At 31.2% G+C, this 18,291-nt stretch carries 13 protein-coding genes; 2 read left to right on the top strand and 11 right to left on the bottom strand.

Features of this window, described 5'->3' with window-relative positions; all coding sequences use genetic code 11:
- Positions 1 to 36 precede the first annotated feature (36 nt).
- The 7 genes from Ccar_RS18615 to Ccar_RS18645 all read right to left on the bottom strand — a co-directional run bounded on the left by Ccar_RS18615 (position 37) and on the right by Ccar_RS18645 (position 10,453).
- Entirely contained in the window at positions 37 to 3,630 is a 3,594-nt protein-coding gene (locus tag Ccar_RS18615; protein ID WP_007061527.1) for an FAD-dependent oxidoreductase, read from the bottom strand.
- A gap of 20 nt (positions 3,631 to 3,650) precedes the next feature.
- Positions 3,651 to 5,405 carry an NADH-quinone oxidoreductase subunit NuoF gene (locus Ccar_RS18620; RefSeq protein ID WP_007061526.1) on the bottom strand — a complete coding sequence of 585 codons (1,755 nt, stop codon included), beginning with the start codon at positions 5,403 to 5,405 and terminating at the stop codon, positions 3,651 to 3,653.
- 1 nt (position 5,406) lies between these two features.
- Positions 5,407 to 5,907, bottom strand: coding sequence for an NADH-quinone oxidoreductase subunit NuoE family protein (locus tag Ccar_RS18625; RefSeq protein ID WP_007061525.1), 501 nt, complete (start codon positions 5,905 to 5,907; stop codon positions 5,407 to 5,409).
- Between the two features lie 91 nt (positions 5,908 to 5,998).
- Complete coding sequence (locus Ccar_RS18630) at positions 5,999 to 6,889, bottom strand: sulfide/dihydroorotate dehydrogenase-like FAD/NAD-binding protein (RefSeq protein ID WP_007064370.1); 891 nt, start codon at positions 6,887 to 6,889, stop codon at positions 5,999 to 6,001.
- Between the two features lie 253 nt (positions 6,890 to 7,142).
- Complete coding sequence (gene gltA, locus Ccar_RS18635) at positions 7,143 to 8,531, bottom strand: NADPH-dependent glutamate synthase (protein WP_007061522.1); 1,389 nt, start codon at positions 8,529 to 8,531, stop codon at positions 7,143 to 7,145.
- A complete protein-coding gene (locus Ccar_RS18640) occupies positions 8,531 to 9,421 on the bottom strand; it encodes a sulfide/dihydroorotate dehydrogenase-like FAD/NAD-binding protein (RefSeq protein WP_007061521.1) in 891 nt (296 codons plus the stop codon). The genes gltA and Ccar_RS18640 overlap by 1 nt, the downstream gene beginning before the upstream one ends.
- A gap of 387 nt (positions 9,422 to 9,808) precedes the next feature.
- Positions 9,809 to 10,453 carry a redox-sensing transcriptional repressor Rex gene (locus tag Ccar_RS18645; RefSeq protein ID WP_007061520.1) on the bottom strand — a complete coding sequence of 215 codons (645 nt, stop codon included), beginning with the start codon at positions 10,451 to 10,453 and terminating at the stop codon, positions 9,809 to 9,811.
- Between the two features lie 328 nt (positions 10,454 to 10,781).
- Between Ccar_RS18645 and Ccar_RS18650 the strand changes: the two genes are divergently transcribed.
- Entirely contained in the window at positions 10,782 to 12,695 is a 1,914-nt protein-coding gene (locus Ccar_RS18650; RefSeq protein WP_007061519.1) for an ABC-F family ATP-binding cassette domain-containing protein, read from the top strand.
- Positions 12,696 to 12,719: 24 nt separating this feature from the next.
- On the opposite strand, the gene Ccar_RS18655 is transcribed toward Ccar_RS18650, so the two are convergent.
- The 4 genes from Ccar_RS18655 to Ccar_RS18670 form a co-directional block, all read right to left on the bottom strand.
- Positions 12,720 to 13,199, bottom strand: a complete 480-nt coding sequence (locus Ccar_RS18655; protein WP_007061518.1) for a response regulator — start codon at positions 13,197 to 13,199, stop codon at positions 12,720 to 12,722.
- Between the two features lie 151 nt (positions 13,200 to 13,350).
- A complete protein-coding gene (locus tag Ccar_RS18660; RefSeq protein ID WP_007061517.1) occupies positions 13,351 to 13,641 on the bottom strand; it encodes a thiamine-binding protein in 291 nt (96 codons plus the stop codon).
- Between the two features lie 111 nt (positions 13,642 to 13,752).
- A complete protein-coding gene (locus tag Ccar_RS18665; protein WP_007061516.1) occupies positions 13,753 to 14,523 on the bottom strand; it encodes a LytR/AlgR family response regulator transcription factor in 771 nt (256 codons plus the stop codon).
- Entirely contained in the window at positions 14,516 to 16,162 is a 1,647-nt protein-coding gene (locus Ccar_RS18670; RefSeq protein WP_007061515.1) for a LytS/YhcK type 5TM receptor domain-containing protein, read from the bottom strand. Before Ccar_RS18670 ends, Ccar_RS18665 begins: the two co-directional genes overlap by 8 nt.
- A 287-nt stretch (positions 16,163 to 16,449) precedes the next feature.
- Here Ccar_RS18670 and Ccar_RS18675 point away from each other — a divergent pair, with 287 nt between their 5' ends.
- The gene (locus Ccar_RS18675) at positions 16,450 to 18,231 is read left to right on the top strand and encodes a carbon starvation CstA family protein (protein ID WP_007061514.1); all 1,782 of its coding nucleotides are present in this window, start codon (positions 16,450 to 16,452) and stop codon (positions 18,229 to 18,231) included.
- Positions 18,232 to 18,291 lie beyond the last annotated feature (60 nt).

An 18,291-nucleotide genomic window follows, 5' to 3' on the forward strand; every position in this document is an offset into this window, starting at 1 on the left:
ATAAACAAATTATTTTATTAAATTTTTATTCTGTAACTATAATACTTTTTTTAAATAAGCATCAAATTTCATTTTAATAGAATCATAAACTTTTTTATTTTTAAACATTACATTACTTTCTGGTAAACTCAAAACAGCTTTTTTATCTTCCTTATTAAATCCATCTGTATAAAGGACTTGAATACCATAAGTATTTGATATTGTATTTAGAGTATAAACATCGTCCACTTCAACATTAACAGCATTTAACCCATTATATTCTGGTATTTCCCAAGAAATCATTTCTACCGCTTGTTTTAAATTTTTAATATTTATATCCAAATACTGTGCTAATTTTGACATGTTATCAAATACAGTTTTTCTATAATCAACATGTACAGCTGGAACAATTTTTTGTATTTTTCTATCTGATCTAGTAAATGTACCTTGTGATTCAGCAAAGCTTGCTATTGGAACAACTACATTTGACATCAACGCTGTATCAGTCATAAACATATCAAAGGTTGCTATAAATTTTAGCTTTTTCAAAATCTGAGTAGTATTTTCATCAGCTCCAACTGGGTCTTCACCAATGATAACTACAGCCTTTATTTTTCCCTCTTCTATTTGTTCAAGTATTGACTTTCCACTAGCTTTTATATCCATGTCTATAAATCCTTGATAATTACTGTTAGAGCGTACAGTAATTATTCCGCTATGTGCTTTTCCTATCTTACCTGTTATTACTGCAGCATCTGCTAATAATTTATAACCATCAGCAGTAACCATATCATCATCAGCAACTATTATTGCCTTTTTAGCTTCCCCGTACATCTTAGCAAGTTTATTTGCTTCTTGATTATCAGCACAATCTTTTACAAAACCCCATAATTTCTGAAGATTAACAGCTTTCTTTTCAACTTCAGCCTCTTTTACATATCCTCCTTTAAATAAAGCTTTAATAAAGGATTTTAAAAACTCTACACTATTATTAGGCTTTATTGAAACATCTGCATACTCTTTCATTCTAGTTTCATCACTGCTTATGGATACAAGTTTAGCTTTTTTCTGTGCTGCATATTTCATTTTTACAGCCATTATAGGATGATTTTCATCTACATTTCCTACAGAAACTATCAAATCAGTGCTGTATAATTCTCCATAACTATTTGATGACGCATCATACCCAAGTACACTTTCCATTCCTGAAACTTCATCCATAGCCAATGAACCAACAAATTCAGTATCAAGCTTATCTGCAATTTTCTTAATCACAAAGGCTTCTTCATTAGTAAACCTAGGCGATGTAAGAATTGCTATACTATTACTTCCGTATTGTCCTCTAATTAATTGAAGATTTTTTGAAATAAGTGTTAATGCCTCTTTTAAAGTAACCTCAGTACTGCTATTTTCTCTCCTTACAACAGGTGCTTTTATAGCATTTTCATCATTAATAAAGTTTATTCCAAATCTACCATTAACGCATAATAGTCCTTCTTCCTTACTTCTATCAGGTAAAGATTTGAACACAAGATTTCCCTTAGTTTGAAGTACTAGATTACATCCCACTCCACAGTAATTACATACAGATTTTACATTGTCCAAATCTACTGGAACCTGTTTTTTTACAGCTTGTTTTTCCATACATGCTCCTGTTGGGCATACATCTACACACTGACCACAAGATATGCATGAACTTTCTTCAAGAGGTAAATTAAATTCTGGAATTACCTTAGAGTCAAATCCTCTTTTCTCTAGTCCTATAGCTGTTATTCCTATAAACTCTTCACAAGCTCTTACACATTGGCCACATAATATACACTTATCAGGATTCCTTTCTATAAATGGGTGATTTTGTTCTTCTTTCCTCTTATGTTTTTCTCCAGATATTTTTTTAGTATCTACATTATAATCTTCTATATAATTTACAAGCTTACATTCAAAGTAATCATGACATCCACATTCAAGACATCTTGAAGCTTCTCTTAGTGCAGCTTCTTCTGTAAATGTTTCAGATATTGGAGCAAAACTAAGTTTTCTCTTATCTGCCTTCACCATTACCTGATGTTCCCTGATTTGCTTTTCATGTCCCTCAAAATCTTTTTCACACAGATCATCTTGAACTATATAATTTGGATAAACAACTGGTGTTATTTTTCCATTTAAATAACTATGAATTACTTTTGCTGCATTTTTTCCTTGTGCTATAGCTTCAATAGCTATCTTTGGACCAGTGGATGCTTCTCCTCCAGCAAATACCCCTTCAATATTTGTTTCAAAAGTATTTTCATCAACTAAAATATTTCCTTTTTTAGTGGTTGTTAGTTCCTTTACAGATTCTGCATTTACCCTTTGTCCAATAGCTGATATAACAAGATCTGATTCAAATGAAATCTCTTCTCCAAAAATAGGTTCTGGTTTTCTTCTTCCTGATGCATCTGGCTCTCCAAGTTTCATTCTCTGACACCTTACATTGTTTGCTCTATTTCCGTCACCCGTAATTTCTATAGGTGCTACAAGATAATTAAACTTAACACCTTCTTCTTCTGCTTCAACAATTTCAACCTCTTCCGCAGGCATTTCATTTCTTGTCCTTCTATATAAAACTTGTACATCATCTGCTCCAAGTCTCACTGCAGTTCTAGCTACATCCATAGCGGTATTTCCTCCGCCTATAACTATAACTTTGCTGCCCATATATATTTTTTCCGATTGTGTAGCCTTTCTCAGAAAATCTATACCACCAAGAACACCTTCCATGTCTTGACCCTTACATCCAATACTGGAGCTTGACCAAGCACCAATTGCTACAAACACAGCATTATATGACTTTTTAAGATATTTTATACTTATATCTTCTCCAAGTTTAACATTGCACTTAATTTCCACGCCCATTTTTACTAATGTATTTATTTCAGCATCCAATATATCTTTTGGCAAACGATATTCTGGTATGCCATACCTTAGCATTCCACCTGGATGAGGCATACTTTCATAAATACAAACCTGATGACCTGACCTTACAAGAAAATATGCACAAGATATTCCTGCAGGCCCACTTCCTACAACAGCAACTTTTTTACCTGTTTTTTCTTTAACTTCTGGTGCAAATGTACCATTCTTTATATCTATATCTCCAAGAAATCTTTTAAGATCAGCAATTGCGATTGATTCATCAACATTTTGACGTCTACATGCTGTTTCACAAGGATGTGGGCATACTCTACCTATACTTGCTGGTAAAGCAACAACATCTTTAACAAGTTTAATTGCTTCTTCATACTGACCATTAGCAATTAACCCAACATATCCTTGACAATCTGTATGTGCTGGACATGCATTTACACATGGTGGTCTACAATCACCCCTATGATCTGATGCTATTAATTCAAAAGCTACCTTTCTAGCTGCTAATGTTCTTGCTGTATTAGTTTTTATTATCATTCCATCTACTGCTTTTGTTGAACATGCTCTCTGGAGTTTTGGTATTCCTTCTATTTCAACAACACATAACCCGCAAGCTCCATAAGGTTTCATTCTTCCATCATAACAAAGGTTTGGAATTTTTATTCCATTATCTGTAGCTATTTTTAATATGTTTGTCCCTTCCTCAGCAGTCAATTCTCTATTATTTATATTTATTCTAATCATATTCCTATGACGCCCCCTTTTTACTCCACCATAACAGCATTAGATTTACATACTGTCATACAATTGCCACACTTTATACACTTTTGTTGATCTATTTTATGTGCTTTTTTAGTTTCACCTTCAATAGCTTGTGCTGGACATTTTCTTGCACACAAGGTACATCCTTTACAAACATCAGGATCAATACTATAAGTTAAAAGTTTCTTACATTGCTTAGCTGGACACTTATGATCCTTTATATGTGCTATATATTCATCCTTAAAATATCTTAATGTTGTAAGAATAGGATTAGGTGTAGTTTGTCCCAGTCCACATAGTGATCCATCTTTAACACTTATACACAATTCTTGAAGTATATCAATATCTTCAGTACTTCCCTCTCCTGAACATATTTTTTTAAGTATCTCAAGCATTCTCTTTGTACCTATTCTACAATATACACATTTTCCACAGGATTCTTTACAAGTAAAGTCAAGGAAGAATCTGGCCATATCTACCATACATGTATTTTCATCCATTACAACCATACCACCTGAACCCATAATGGCACCGGTTTTGTTTATTGATTCATAATCAACAGGTGTATCAAGTAATTTTCGTGGTATACACCCTCCAGAAGGTCCTCCCATCTGTACTGCCTTGAATTCCTTGTCACCTTTTATTCCTCCGCCTATACCATATATAACTTCTCTCAAAGTCATTCCCATTGGCACTTCAACTAATCCACCATTCTTAATTTTTCCTGCTAAAGCAAATACCTTAGTTCCTTTGCTTTTTTCCGTGCCATATGCTGCAAATGCCTTACCCCCATGTACTAATATCCAAGGAACATTAGCATAGGTTTCAACATTGTTTATATTTGTTGGCTTTCCAAAATATCCTGATTGAGCTGGGAAAGGTGGTTTTAATCTTGGCATGCCTCTTTCACCCTCTAGAGATGCAATTAATGCTGTTTCTTCTCCGCATACAAAAGCTCCTGCTCCTGTTTTAATCAATATATCAAAATCAAAACTTGAACCCATTATACTTTTTCCTAGATAATTTTTTTCTCTAGCCTGTTTGATTGCTATTTTAAGTCTTTCTATTGCCAGTGGATATTCCGCACGAACATATATATATCCTTTTTTTGCTCCTATTGCATAACCTGCAATGGCCATACCTTCAAGAACTGCATGTGGATCTCCTTCCAAAACACTTCTATCCATAAATGCTCCTGGATCTCCCTCATCAGCATTACACACTACATATTTGTCTTCTCCCTTAGACTTTCTAGCTGCATCCCATTTAAACCAGGTAGGAAAACCCGCTCCTCCTCTACCTCTTAATCCAGCTATCTTTACTTCTTCTATAACCTCATTAGGAGTCATTTCTTTTACTACTCTATTAAGAGCTTTATAACCATCCTTATCAATATATTGTTCTATCTTTTCAGGATTGATTATTCCACAATTTTTTAAAACAATCCTGACTTGATTTTTTAACTGGGTATATGGTTCTTTATCAGTAGATACTATATAATCATAAACTGGTTCTCCCTTGATGATATGCTTTTCAACTATTTCCTGTACTAATTCTGGTGTAACATTTCCATAACTAAACACACCATTATCATCAATAACATCCACTATAGGTTCATAAAAACACATACCTATACATCCTGTAATTGAAACATCAACATTTAATTTATTTTCATCAATTATAGCTTCAAGTTTATCTTTAACTTTTTTGGCTCCTGCAGCAATACCACAGCTGCCAAATCCTATCCTAATCTTCATTTTAAATAGCCTCCTCTTTTTCTCTAGCATATATATCACGAATTATCTTCCTTACTTTATCTGGAGTTAAATTTCCATACGCCTCTCCATTAATCATTATTACTGGTGCAAGACTACAACATCCAAGACATGCAACATGCTCAAAAGAAAACATTCCATCACTACTTGTCTCCCCTGGATTAATACCTAATTCATCACAAATAGCATTTCCTATTACCTCAGAATTGTTTACATGACAAGCTGTTCCTTGACATTGGAGAATCATATACTTTCCTCTTGGATTTAATCTAAATTGTGAGTAAAAAGTGGCAACTCCATATACCTTTGTTCTCTTATTACCAGTCTTATCTGCAATAGCTTTTAAAACATCAAGAGGCAAGTAACCATATATATCTTGAGCATCCTGCAGCATACTTACAATGTTTCCATTTCCTTTATAATACTTGTCAAATACCTTGTCCATCAACGATAAATCAATTTTCTTATTACATTCACTAGTCATATGTTATCACTCCTTTAACATATTAAATAAACTCAGAAACAGCTGTTATTTTAGCTGTTTCTTAAAACTTCAATATCTCTGATTTTTACTACTAATTATGATGTTCTAATCCTACATGGCATACATGTCCCTCTTCCTTTTCTTGTTGATCCATATATGCTTTTCCTTCTTCTGTTTTGTACATGGTTTGTCTTCTAATAGCCTCCTCAAAATTAACTAAATGACCATCAAATTCAGGTCCATCCATACATGCAAATTTGGTTTCTCCACCAACAGTAACCCTACAAGATCCACACATTCCCATACCATCTACCATTATGGATTTTAAACTTACTATAGTTTTAATACCTAGATTCTGTGTAACTCTGCATATATTTCTCATCATATCCATAGACGCCATAGCTATAACATAATCATATTTTTTTCTTTCTTTTTCAACCAATTCCTTTAGTAAATCTATGCTACAACCTTTATACTCATAGCTTCCATCATCTGTTGATATATATAAACTAGTTGATATTGTTCTAAATTCTTTTTCCATTATCAAATCTTTTTTTGATTTGCATGAAACTATTACATCCGCATCAATTCCACATTCATGCAGCCATTTAACTTCAGGATATACTGATGCCACCCCTATTCCTTCCGCTATAAATAGCATTCTATTATTTTTTAAATTTTCTAAATTTTCACTAACCAATTTTGATGGTTGTCCCAAAGGTCCTGCAAAATCGGCAAAGGCTTGGCCTTTTTCATACTCAGCTATTTTTTTTGTTGAAGTACCATTTACCTGAAATACTATATTTACACTTCCTCTTTCAGTATCATAGTCACAAATTGCAAGAGGTATTCTTTCAGCTCTTTCATCTGCTCTTAGTATCACAAATTGTCCTGGCTTGGCTGATTTTGCAACTCTTGGTGCCCTTATATCCATTGAAAAAACATTTGCTGCTAGCTCCTTTTTCTCTAGAATTTCATACATTTTACTTACCCCCTATATAAACATTTGTTTTTTATAACCAGTTGCTAGTATAAATATATATATCAAATTGTGAAAATATACTTCTTATTTTTAATTTACTAATAATATAAAATTTATTATTTTGTTTTAAAGGCATGTATAGCCACGTTAATAAAAGTTAAACTTCTTCAAAAAGAGTATAAAAAAAATAGTAGAAATGAGTTCATTCACTCAATTTCTACTATTTAAATCATGTATATTTAATTGTGTATATTTATTTACTCAAATACTCATGTATAGCATTAGCTGCTTTCTTTCCAGCTCCCATAGCAAGTATTACTGTTGCAGCGCCTGTTACAGCATCTCCACCAGCATATACTCCTTTTCTTGAAGTTAAGCCAGTTTCCTCTTCTGCTACTATGCATTTTCTCTTATTAATTTCTAATCCTTTAGTAGTTGAAGATATCAATGGATTTGGTGATGTTCCAAGAGACATTATCATGGTATCTATCTCCATTTCGAACTCTGAACCTGGAATTTCTACAGGTCTTCTTCTACCTGATGCATCTGGCTCTCCAAGCTCCATTTTTACACATTTCATGCCTTTAACCCAGCCATTTTCATCTCCCACTACTTCTACTGGATTTGTAAGAAGGTCAAAAATTATACCTTCTTCTTTTGCATGATGTACTTCTTCTACTCTAGCTGGAAGTTCTGATTCTGATCTTCTGTAAACTATGTGTACTTCTGCTCCTAATCTTAATGCTGTTCTTGCAGCATCCATAGCAACATTTCCTCCACCTACTACAGCAACCTTTTTGCCTGCCTTTATAGGTGTGTCATATTCTTCTCTAAAGGCTTTCATTAAGTTATTTCTTGTTAAGAATTCATTTGCTGAGAATACTCCATTTAAGTTTTCACCTGGTATTCCCATAAACTTTGGCAATCCTGCACCTGAACCTATGAATACGGCATCAAAGCCTTCTTCATCTATAAGTTCATCTATAGTTACAGTTCTTCCTATAATTACATTAGTTTCTATCTTAACACCTAACTTTTTAACATTTTCTACTTCATGTTTAACTACAGTTTCCTTTGGAAGTCTAAATTCTGGTATTCCATAAACTAAAACTCCACCTGCTTCATGTAAAGCTTCAAATATAGTTACATCATAACCTAGTTTAGCTAAATCTCCTGCACAAGTGAGTCCTGAAGGACCACTGCCTATTACTGCAACCTTTTTGCCATTACTAGTTTCTTTTTCTGATAGATCTACATTGTTTTCTCTTGAATAATCTGCTACAAATCTTTCAAGCTTTCCTATAGCTACTGCCTCTCCTTTTATTCCAAGTACACATTTACCTTCACATTGGCTTTCTTGAGGACATACTCTTCCACATACAGCTGGAAGTGCACTAGATTTAGCTATAGTCTTAGCAGCTTCTTCAAATTCTTCATTTTTAACATGCTCTATAAATTCTGGTATATTTATAGATACTGGACATTTAGATACACACATAGGTTTTTTACAATGCAAACATCTTGAAGCTTCTTTTACAGCTTCTTCTTTATCATATCCTAAACAAACTTCCTGAAAATTATGAGCTCTAACCTTTGGATCTTGCTCTCTTACTGGTACTCTTTTCATTTTCTCGTTGTCCATTATTTGTCACCATCCAATCCTACATGACATACATGTCCTTCTTTTCTTTCCTGCTCTTCCATTAATGACTTTCCTTCTTCTGTTTTATACAATCTCTGTCTTCTCATAGCTTCTTCAAAATCAACTAGATGACCATCAAATTCTGGTCCATCTACACAAGCAAATTTAGTTTCTCCTCCAACAGTAACTCTACAAGCTCCACACATACCTGTACCATCTACCATTATTGGATTTAAGCTTACTATAGTTTTAATACCAAAGCCTTTTGTAACCTTACATATAAATTTCATCATGATCATAGGACCTATTGCCACTACATGATCATATTTTTTTCCTTCTTTTTCAATAAGCTCTGTTAATAAATCTGTAACAAAGCCTTTATATCCATAAGTTCCGTTATCAGTTGCTATATATAAGTTTCCTGATACCGATTTCATTTCTTCTTCCAATAGCAAATATTCTTTTGACTTACATCCAACTATTACATCTGCATCAATTCCATGCTGATGAAGCCATTTAACTTGAGGATATACTGGTGCTGCTCCTACTCCTCCAGCTACAAATATTATATTTTTCTTTTTTAATTCTCCTATGCTTTCGTTTGCTAAATCCGTAGGTTGTCCTAAAGGTCCTACAAAATCTCTAAATGTTTGTCCAATTTCATAATCAGCCATTTTTTGTGTTGATCCACCAAGTGTCTGGAATACTATAGTTACAGTACCCTTCTGAGCATCATAGTCACAAATAGTAAGAGGTATTCTTTCACCTTTTTCGTCCATTTTAATTATTACAAATTGTCCTGGTTTAGCGGACTTTGCAACTCTTGGCGCTTCTATGTCCATTAGAAATATATTAGGCGCTAATTCCCTTTTGTCAACAATTTTATACATTTTATTCCCCCCATTGGTAAATGTTTTTTAATTATACGAATTTATACATATTATTATATCACATTCATTATACAAATTGCATAACTAAATAACAAATAATGCATATTATATTAATTTATACCTTATATTCTATAGGATTCATAAAAATACAACCTGCTTTTATTTATTTATACATTTTTTGGTTTTATTTTGAAAACCTAAGTACATGCAATAGGCTATTTAACTAGCTATAAATAATATTTATTATATAAAACTTAAACATTTAAATTTTATAACGACTATATGTGACATAAATCAACCCTAACTTTGTTAATAATTAAACTTAAAAAAGATAATAATTGAAATAAAAATTTCAATTATTATCTTTTTTTTAACTGTAAACCCTGCTTATTCATTATCGCTATCGCCATCATTTAAAAGACAAGTTAATGTCAATAGGCTATCACTTAAATGTACATTTTCTACTTTAACATCATCTGGTATAACTAAATCTACAGGTGCAAAATTCCATATTCCTTTAACACCATTCTTTACTAAAGTATCACATACATTTTGAGCACTATTAGCTGGCACACATATTATTCCAATTTCTGTAGGATTCTCTTTCAAATAACTTGGTAAATAATCTATATCTTTTATTTCTATATCACGTATTCTTATACCAATTAATTTAGGATTTATATCAAATATAGCATCTAAGTTAAACCCAGTTTTTTCAAATCTAGTATAATTTGATATAGCCTGCCCTATGTTTCCTGCACCTACTACTACAGTTTTATATGGCTTAGTAAGTCCAAGTATATTACCTATTTGGCCATGCAGTTCTGTTACATTATATCCATATCCCTGTTGACCAAAATCTCCAAAACAATTTAAATCTTGTCTTATTTGTGAAGCAGTAAACCCTATCTTCTCACTTAACTCTTTTGATGATATTCTATCAACATCATTCTTCATTAACTGTCCTAAATATCTATAGTATTTAGGCAACCTTTTTATTACAGCCATTGATATATTTTTTTTCTTATCCATACAGCACCTCTTATTATATATATATTTTCTATTATACTTGTTTCTATAATTGCATTTAAAAATTTATAATACAACGTGAAAACAATTTTTCATGAATATTTTGTTATACAATTAACATACTAATTCTTTTTCTTCTCCTACTCTTTATAGTATTATTTAAGTATGCAATATGTCAATAGTTTATTTTTCTAATTTATGATTTTTTATAATTTTATCACTTTTTTATTAGTTGTTTAACAAAACACTAGTTATATAATAATTTATGAAATTAGACTACAAAAAATTCATTTAACATAGTAAAATATTAATGATTAAGGAAGGTGAGATTATGGTTGTTTTAAGTTGTAAAGATATTCATAAAAGTTATGGAATAGATGTTATACTTGAAAATGTAACTTTTAATATAAATGAAAGCGACAAAGTTGGACTTATAGGACCAAATGGTGCTGGAAAATCCACACTTTTTAAAATTATAACAAATCAACTAGAACAGGATTCTGGAGAACTATTTATAGATAAAAATAAAACTATAGGCTATTTAGCACAGCATTTATCTTTAGATTCAAATAACACTATTCAAGAAGAAATGTTTACAGTTTTTAAAGATCTATTAGCTCTAGAAAATAAATTACAAAAATTGGAAAATTTAATGAATGAACCCTATGATCCCGAAAAAGAAGAATATCATAATAAAATAATTAAAGATTACACTATGTGTTCTGAATTATACACCAATAGAGGTGGATATACTTATAAGGGAGAAGTATCTAGGGTTTTAAAAGGACTAGGCTTTTTAGAAGATGATTTTAGTAAGCCAATAAATATTTTAAGTGGTGGTCAAAAGACTAGAGTTGCTCTTTGTAAACTGTTATTAATTAATCCTGAAATTTTGCTTCTAGATGAACCTACAAACCATCTTGATTTGGATGCTATAGAATGGCTTGAGGAATACTTGAAAAGTTATAAAGGTACAGTAATAGTTATTTCCCATGACAGATATTTTTTAGATGCTATAACTTCAAAAACTATAGAACTTATAAATGGTCATATAAATTGTTACAATGGAAATTATACTACTTTTTTAGATCTAAAAGAAAAAAATTATGAGATACAATTAAAAGCATATAACTTACAACAAGCTGAAATTAAAAGACAAGAGGCTATAATAGAAAAATATAGATCTTTTAATAGGGAAAAAAGCATAAAAGCTGCTGAAAGTAGACAAAAATCATTAGATAAAATAGAAAGAGTAAAAGCGCCAGATAAAGAAGAACAACTTGGTCATGTTGAGTTTGAAACTAGTATAAAAAGTGGTAATGACGTTCTTCACATAGAAAATTTAAGCAAAAGTTTTGGCGAAAAATCTTTATTCAACAATCTTTTCTTAGATATTAAAAAAGGTGAGAAGACAGCTCTTATAGGAGAGAACGGAAGAGGAAAAACTACATTATTTAAGATAATAATGAATACCATTAAAGCTGATTTAGGATTTTCAGTATTGGGCAAAAATGTTTTCATTGGTTATTATGATCAAGAGCAATCTAATCTTGATGATGATAAGACTGTAATAGATGAAGTGTGGGATGATTTTCCTGAACTAACCACAACCCAAGTTAGAAATTCATTAGCTGCTTTTCTTTTTACAGGGGATGATGTATTTAAAAAAATAGGTTCTTTAAGTGGTGGTGAGAAATGTAGAATTAATTTATTAAAATTAATGCTTTCTAAATCCAACTTTTTATTATTAGATGAACCTACAAACCATTTAGATATAATGTCTCGTGAAGCTTTAGAAAAGGCTATACTAAGCTATGATGGTACTGTTCTTGTTATATCCCATGATAGATATTTCTTAAATAAAGTTATAAATAAAATATATGAGTTAGTAGAAGATGGGGCAAAAGAATATTTAGGTAATTATACTTATTATATTGAAAAGAAAAAAAATCCATTGAGATTTCAAGAGGAAGAAGAAAATTCAGGCAAAACAAAAACTCAAGTACAACATGAAAAAAAGAAAAAAAGAGATCTTGAAAAAATACAAAAAGAAAAAAACTTAAAAATAAAAAACATCGAAAATGAAATTGCTAATATGGAAGATTTAATAGAACAGCTCCAACAACAACTTTGTCTAGAAGAGGTTTATTCGGACTTTGACAAAAGCGAATCTATAAACAAACAATTAGTAGATTCCCAAAAGCAACTAGACAATTTATATGAAGAATGGGGAAACTTATCATAGTAAAAATGACGGATCTTTATTCCGTCATTTTAATTTTTGTCCACAAAAAGGACAGAACGAAAAATCTTTCTTTGAACCTTCCAAATTTTGTCCACAATATGGACAAAAAGAAAACCCAACATTATTCGAAAGTTGCAAATTGTTAGAGTCCTCAGGTTTACTTGAAATTTTTTCTAAAATAATTTCTAATTTTTCTTTTTCTATAGGCACGTGAATAACTTCATTAACATACTCTTTAGAATAATCTTCTAGCTTTATTTCATTAGCTGAAGACAGTATAAATATTACATTCTTATTTATATCTTTTATATTTTTTATAAGCTTTTCTCCAGTTATGTTTTTCATAATTAAATTACATATAACTATATCTGGATTGATTTTTTTTATTTTAGCCAAAGCTCCATATTCATTTGTAAGATTAACTTCATAACCAAGGTCATTTAGCATATCTTTCATAATAATGCTTTGGAACTTGCAATCATTAATAAGAATTACCTTCTTCATGGTTTCACCACCATACACTAAATATATTTACTATGATTTTAACTTATAATTCTCTGTTTTTCAATGCATTTTATTCATATTTATTAAATGTATGTATAAAAAAATTAATGACTTCCATAAATAATTAAGAAAGCCATCTAAAATTAAATACTTATTTTCTATATTTATGCACTTTTTCATCTATAGTAACGCCTTCACTTTTATAATCTATCTTTACTACAGACATAACTCTTTCAGCACCATTTTGTACACATATTTCCTGCGCTTTTTTCACTATTTCTAAAAGTTCATCCATTTCACCTTCCATAGTAGTCTCCATAGGACCAACTTCATACTTTACACCGCAAGAATCTATATATTCTATAACTTTATCTACTACTCCATACAAATCCTTTTCCTTTACAACTGGAAGCACTTGTAAGCTAACATTAACACTTGACATATTATATCCCCCTTAATAATTTAATATACCTTTATACTATACATTCTTCCATTTGATGTCAATAAAAGCTTCTTAAGTCCAAAACCCAATTAATCTAAACTTTCATTTGTTCTAAATTCCAATTATCTCTTTTAACCTCTTCACATTATTACGACTTATAGGTATTTCTGATCTATTATTATCATCCATTACTAACTTATAAGTACCATTAAACCAAGAGTATAATTCCTTAATATTGTCCATATTCACCAAATAACTTCTATGAGCTCTAAAAAAATCAGTTTTTCCTTCTATTTGCTGAAGTGTAAAACCAACTAAATAGGTACCATATTTAGCTTTAACATAAGTTTTTTCATCTTTTATATAACAATAGTATATGTCTTTTATATTTACTAATACAATTTTTCCGTTTTTTTCACAAGGTATCTTTTTTACAATTCTTTCTTCTTTATCAATTTTATTTATTATATCGTTTATGATATCAGGAAGTTTTTCTTCATCTATAGTTTTATTTTTAAATTTACTTGCTAGTCTTTTTATAGTAATCTCTATTCTTTTCTCATCAAATGGTTTTAGAATATAATCAAGTGCATTTACCTCAAAAGCTTGTACAGCATGTTCCTCATAAGCTGTAACAAAAATTATATCTATGTTTTCATCAAACTCTCTAACCTTTTTTGCAAGTTCCATTCCATTTTGAAGGGGCATGTTTATATCCATAAAAGCAGCTTCAGGCTTTTTATTTTTAATGAGTTCTAGTCCACTCATGCCATCATACCCAATTCCTACTACATCTATTAATTCATGTTGGGATAATATATATTTAAGTTCTTCCGCGGCTGGAATTTCATCTTCTAAAATAACACATTTTATTTTATCCATCTACAGACTTTACCTCCTTTGGTATTAAAAATTGTACTTTAGTACCTTTATCTATGTTTGTATCTATTTTTAAGCCATAATCTTCCCCATATAGTAACTTTAATCTTTCATTTACATTTTTAATTCCTATTCCTGGCGATTTATTTACAACCTGGTTTAATGTATCCCCATCCATACCAACTCCTGTATCTTCAATTAAAAATAGAACTTCTTCATCGGAGCAATTAGCTTTAACAAAAACAGAGCCTCCTAAAGGCTTCGGCAATATTCCATGTTTAATAGAATTCTCTATTATAGGCTGAAGCATAAATACAGGCATTTTAATATTCATTAAGTTTTCTGGTATATCTATAATGATTTTAAGCCTTTCTCCAAACCTGGCTTTTTCTATAGATAAATAAGATTGTATAAATTCAAGCTCATCTTTTAAAGAAACAAAGTCTTCTTCTCTTTTAAGGGTTTGTCTAAAATAATTAGACAAATCTATAATCAGTTCTTTAGCCTTTAAAGGATTAGTTCTGCAAAAAGAGGATATTGTATTTAAAGCATTAAATAAAAAATGTGGCTGTATCTGTGATCTTAAAGCTCTAAATTCAGCAGTAGAGGCTTCTTCTGCTAGCTTATTTACTTTATATAACTCTATTTGAGTAGAAAGTAATTCACTTAATTCCTTAACAAATTCCCAAACATATTTGTCATTTTCCTTTCCTAAATCAACTTCTAATCCTAAAACTCCTTCAAAGCTAGTATTAGATATTAAAAATGGAGCACATACGAAAAATGTAGGCTTATCATTACTTATAAATTTAATTAAACTATAATCTGGAGTTCCATAATATACTTTCAATTTCATTTTTAACTTTTCTTCATCAATACCTCTACCACAATAGGTAAGAAACCCTTTCTTATCTCCTATAAATACTCCTTTAGCATTTGTTGTTTCATATATAATTTTTGATATACTTTCTGCAGTATTTTCGTTTAATCCCTGCCGCATATAATCTGTAGTCTTTTTTACAATTTTCAGTACTTTTTGAGTTTGAATAGCTCCAATTCTATTATATTGCTCCCTTGCATTCTGTATTATATTCAAGAAAATAATTACTCCCATGGAGTTTATTGTTATCATGGGCAAAGCTATAAACTTTACTAAACTTGCTGCATCTGGAAGAGGTCTTGCAAAAATCAACAGCACCACCATCTGTAACATTTCAGCTATAACTGCACCTATAAATCCACTTTTTACACTAATATCACCATTTTTAGAATACTTTCTTGCCACAGCTCCTGTAATCCCCTCTATTACTGTTGCAATTGCGCAAGCTAAAGCTGTATATCCACCCATAAGATATCTATGTGTACCTGCTATTATGCCTACTATTATTCCAATAGCTGGTCCACCAATATATCCTGCTACTATTGCTCCTATAGGTCTAGTATTTGCTATAGCATAAGGTTCCAGACTTACTCCTGTATATGTCCCTATTATTGATAATGAGCAGAAAAATATAACCATAATTATTTTATCTGCAATTTTCAGCTCATCTTTAATCAAATTCTTAAATATATGCGATTGATTATATATATATGCTGCTAGGGCAATCAATGCCATACGTTCTAATAATTGCACATATATCAATTTTCTTTACCTCCTTTAAAGTAGTATATTATTATACTACTTTAAAGGAAGGTATAAATGCAATCTCTAAAATTAATCCAACAAAAAATATATTTTAATTTTCAGATTATTCTTTTTTTATTATGTCAAACACCCATTATATTTTACCATACACCCCCCTTTTTTTATCTTTCAACCGTATTCATTTTTTTTTTTCTTCAGAATATTATATCATTTTAGTGTAAACTTTTGTTCATCTGTAAAGGTTTGCAAGGAATAATTTTATTAATTAAGGGGGGTTTTATACTATGAACTCGATTGTACTTGTTATTATCGGTGCACTTGTATTAATTTTAGCTTACAGATTTTATGGATCATGGATAGCTGCTAAAGTATTAGTTTTAGATGAAACTAGAGAAGTCCCATCTAAAACACATGAGGATGGACGTGATTATGTTCCTACCAATAAGCTAGTGCTTTTTGGTCACCACTTTGCAGCAATTGCTGGAGCTGGACCACTTATCGGACCTGTTCTGGCCGCACAGTTTGGTTATCTTCCTGGAACACTATGGATTCTAATTGGGGGCGCACTTGCTGGTGCCGTACATGATATGGTACTACTATTTGCATCAGTTAGACACGATGGAGAATCCATTGCTGAAATTGCTAGAACAAATCTTGGAAATCGAATGGGATTTGTTACTTCTATCGCTGTATTATTTATATTGATAATTGCTATGGCTGGTCTTGGATTACCAGTTGTTAACTCACTTTACAACAGCCCATGGGGCACTTTTACCGTTGGTTTTACTATTCCAGTTGCCTTCTTAGTTGGTTTATATTTGAAATTTTTAAGACCTGGTAAAATTCTTGAAGCTACAATTATTGGTATGGTTCTTATAATGGTTGGAGTTATTGCAGGTCCATATATCCAACATACTGCTTTAGCACCATATTTAACTTTTAATGCTAAGCAAATGTCTTTAATTCTTGCAATATATGGTTTCCTTGCAGCAGCACTTCCTGTATGGTTGCTATTACTTCCAAGAGATTATCTAAGCACATACATGAAAATCGGTGTTATTGGCTTCTTGGTAATAGGTATAATATTTGTTAGACCAACTATCCAAATGCCAGCTGTTACTAACTTTGTAAGTGGTGGTGGTCCTGTAGTTCCAGGTAAAGTATTCCCATTCTTGTTTATTACAATAGCCTGTGGTGCTCTATCTGGATTCCATGCATTAATAAGTACAGGTACAACACCTAAGCTTATAGCTAATGAGCGAGACATTCTTCCTATAGGTTTTGGTGCTATGCTTTTTGAATCCTTTATAGCTTTAATGGCATTAATTGCAGCAACTTGTCTACCAACAGCTGATTATTTTGCTATAAACTCAGCACCAGCAGCATTTGCTAAACTTCATATGATCCCTAAAGAACTTCCAATGCTTTCACAAATGGTTGGTGAAAACTTAGCTGGAAGAACAGGTGGATCTGTATCTTTAGCAGTTGGTATGTCTTACGTATTCTACAAACTTCCAGGACTTGAGCACTTAATGTCTTACTGGTATCATTTCTGTATAATGTTCGAAGCATTATTTATATTAACTACTATAGATTCTGGTACAAGAATAGGAAGATATCTACTTCAAGACTTATGTGCTAAGTTCTATAAACCTTTTGGAAACAAAGAGTCTTGGTTTAACCTTATATTCTTTAGTGCTTTAATATCGTTTAGCTGGGGATATCTATTATTCACAGGTAATGTAAATACAATATGGCCTTTGTTCGGTATTGCTAATCAATTGTTATCTGCTATAGCTTTCGCTATAGGTACTACAATAATTATAAAGAAAGGCAAACCAAAATATGCCTTAATTACATTCATACCAATGGTATGTATAACTGTAATAACAATAACTGCTTGTATAGAAAATGTATTAATTAATTATCTACCTCAGGGGAAGGTATTGTTAGTTGGTATGTCTCTTGTACTTATAGTACTTGTATTAATTATATTATTTGAAAGTGCTAAAGTATGGATTAAAGATTTGAAGAAAATGAAATCATCTGAAAGCACTACAGCTTAATAAAACTTAATAAAATTAAATCCACATTGTGAGTAATTAATTATTCACAATGTGGATTAT

Source organism: Clostridium carboxidivorans P7 (assembly GCF_001038625.1).
GTDB lineage: Bacteria > Bacillota > Clostridia > Clostridiales > Clostridiaceae > Clostridium_AM > Clostridium_AM carboxidivorans.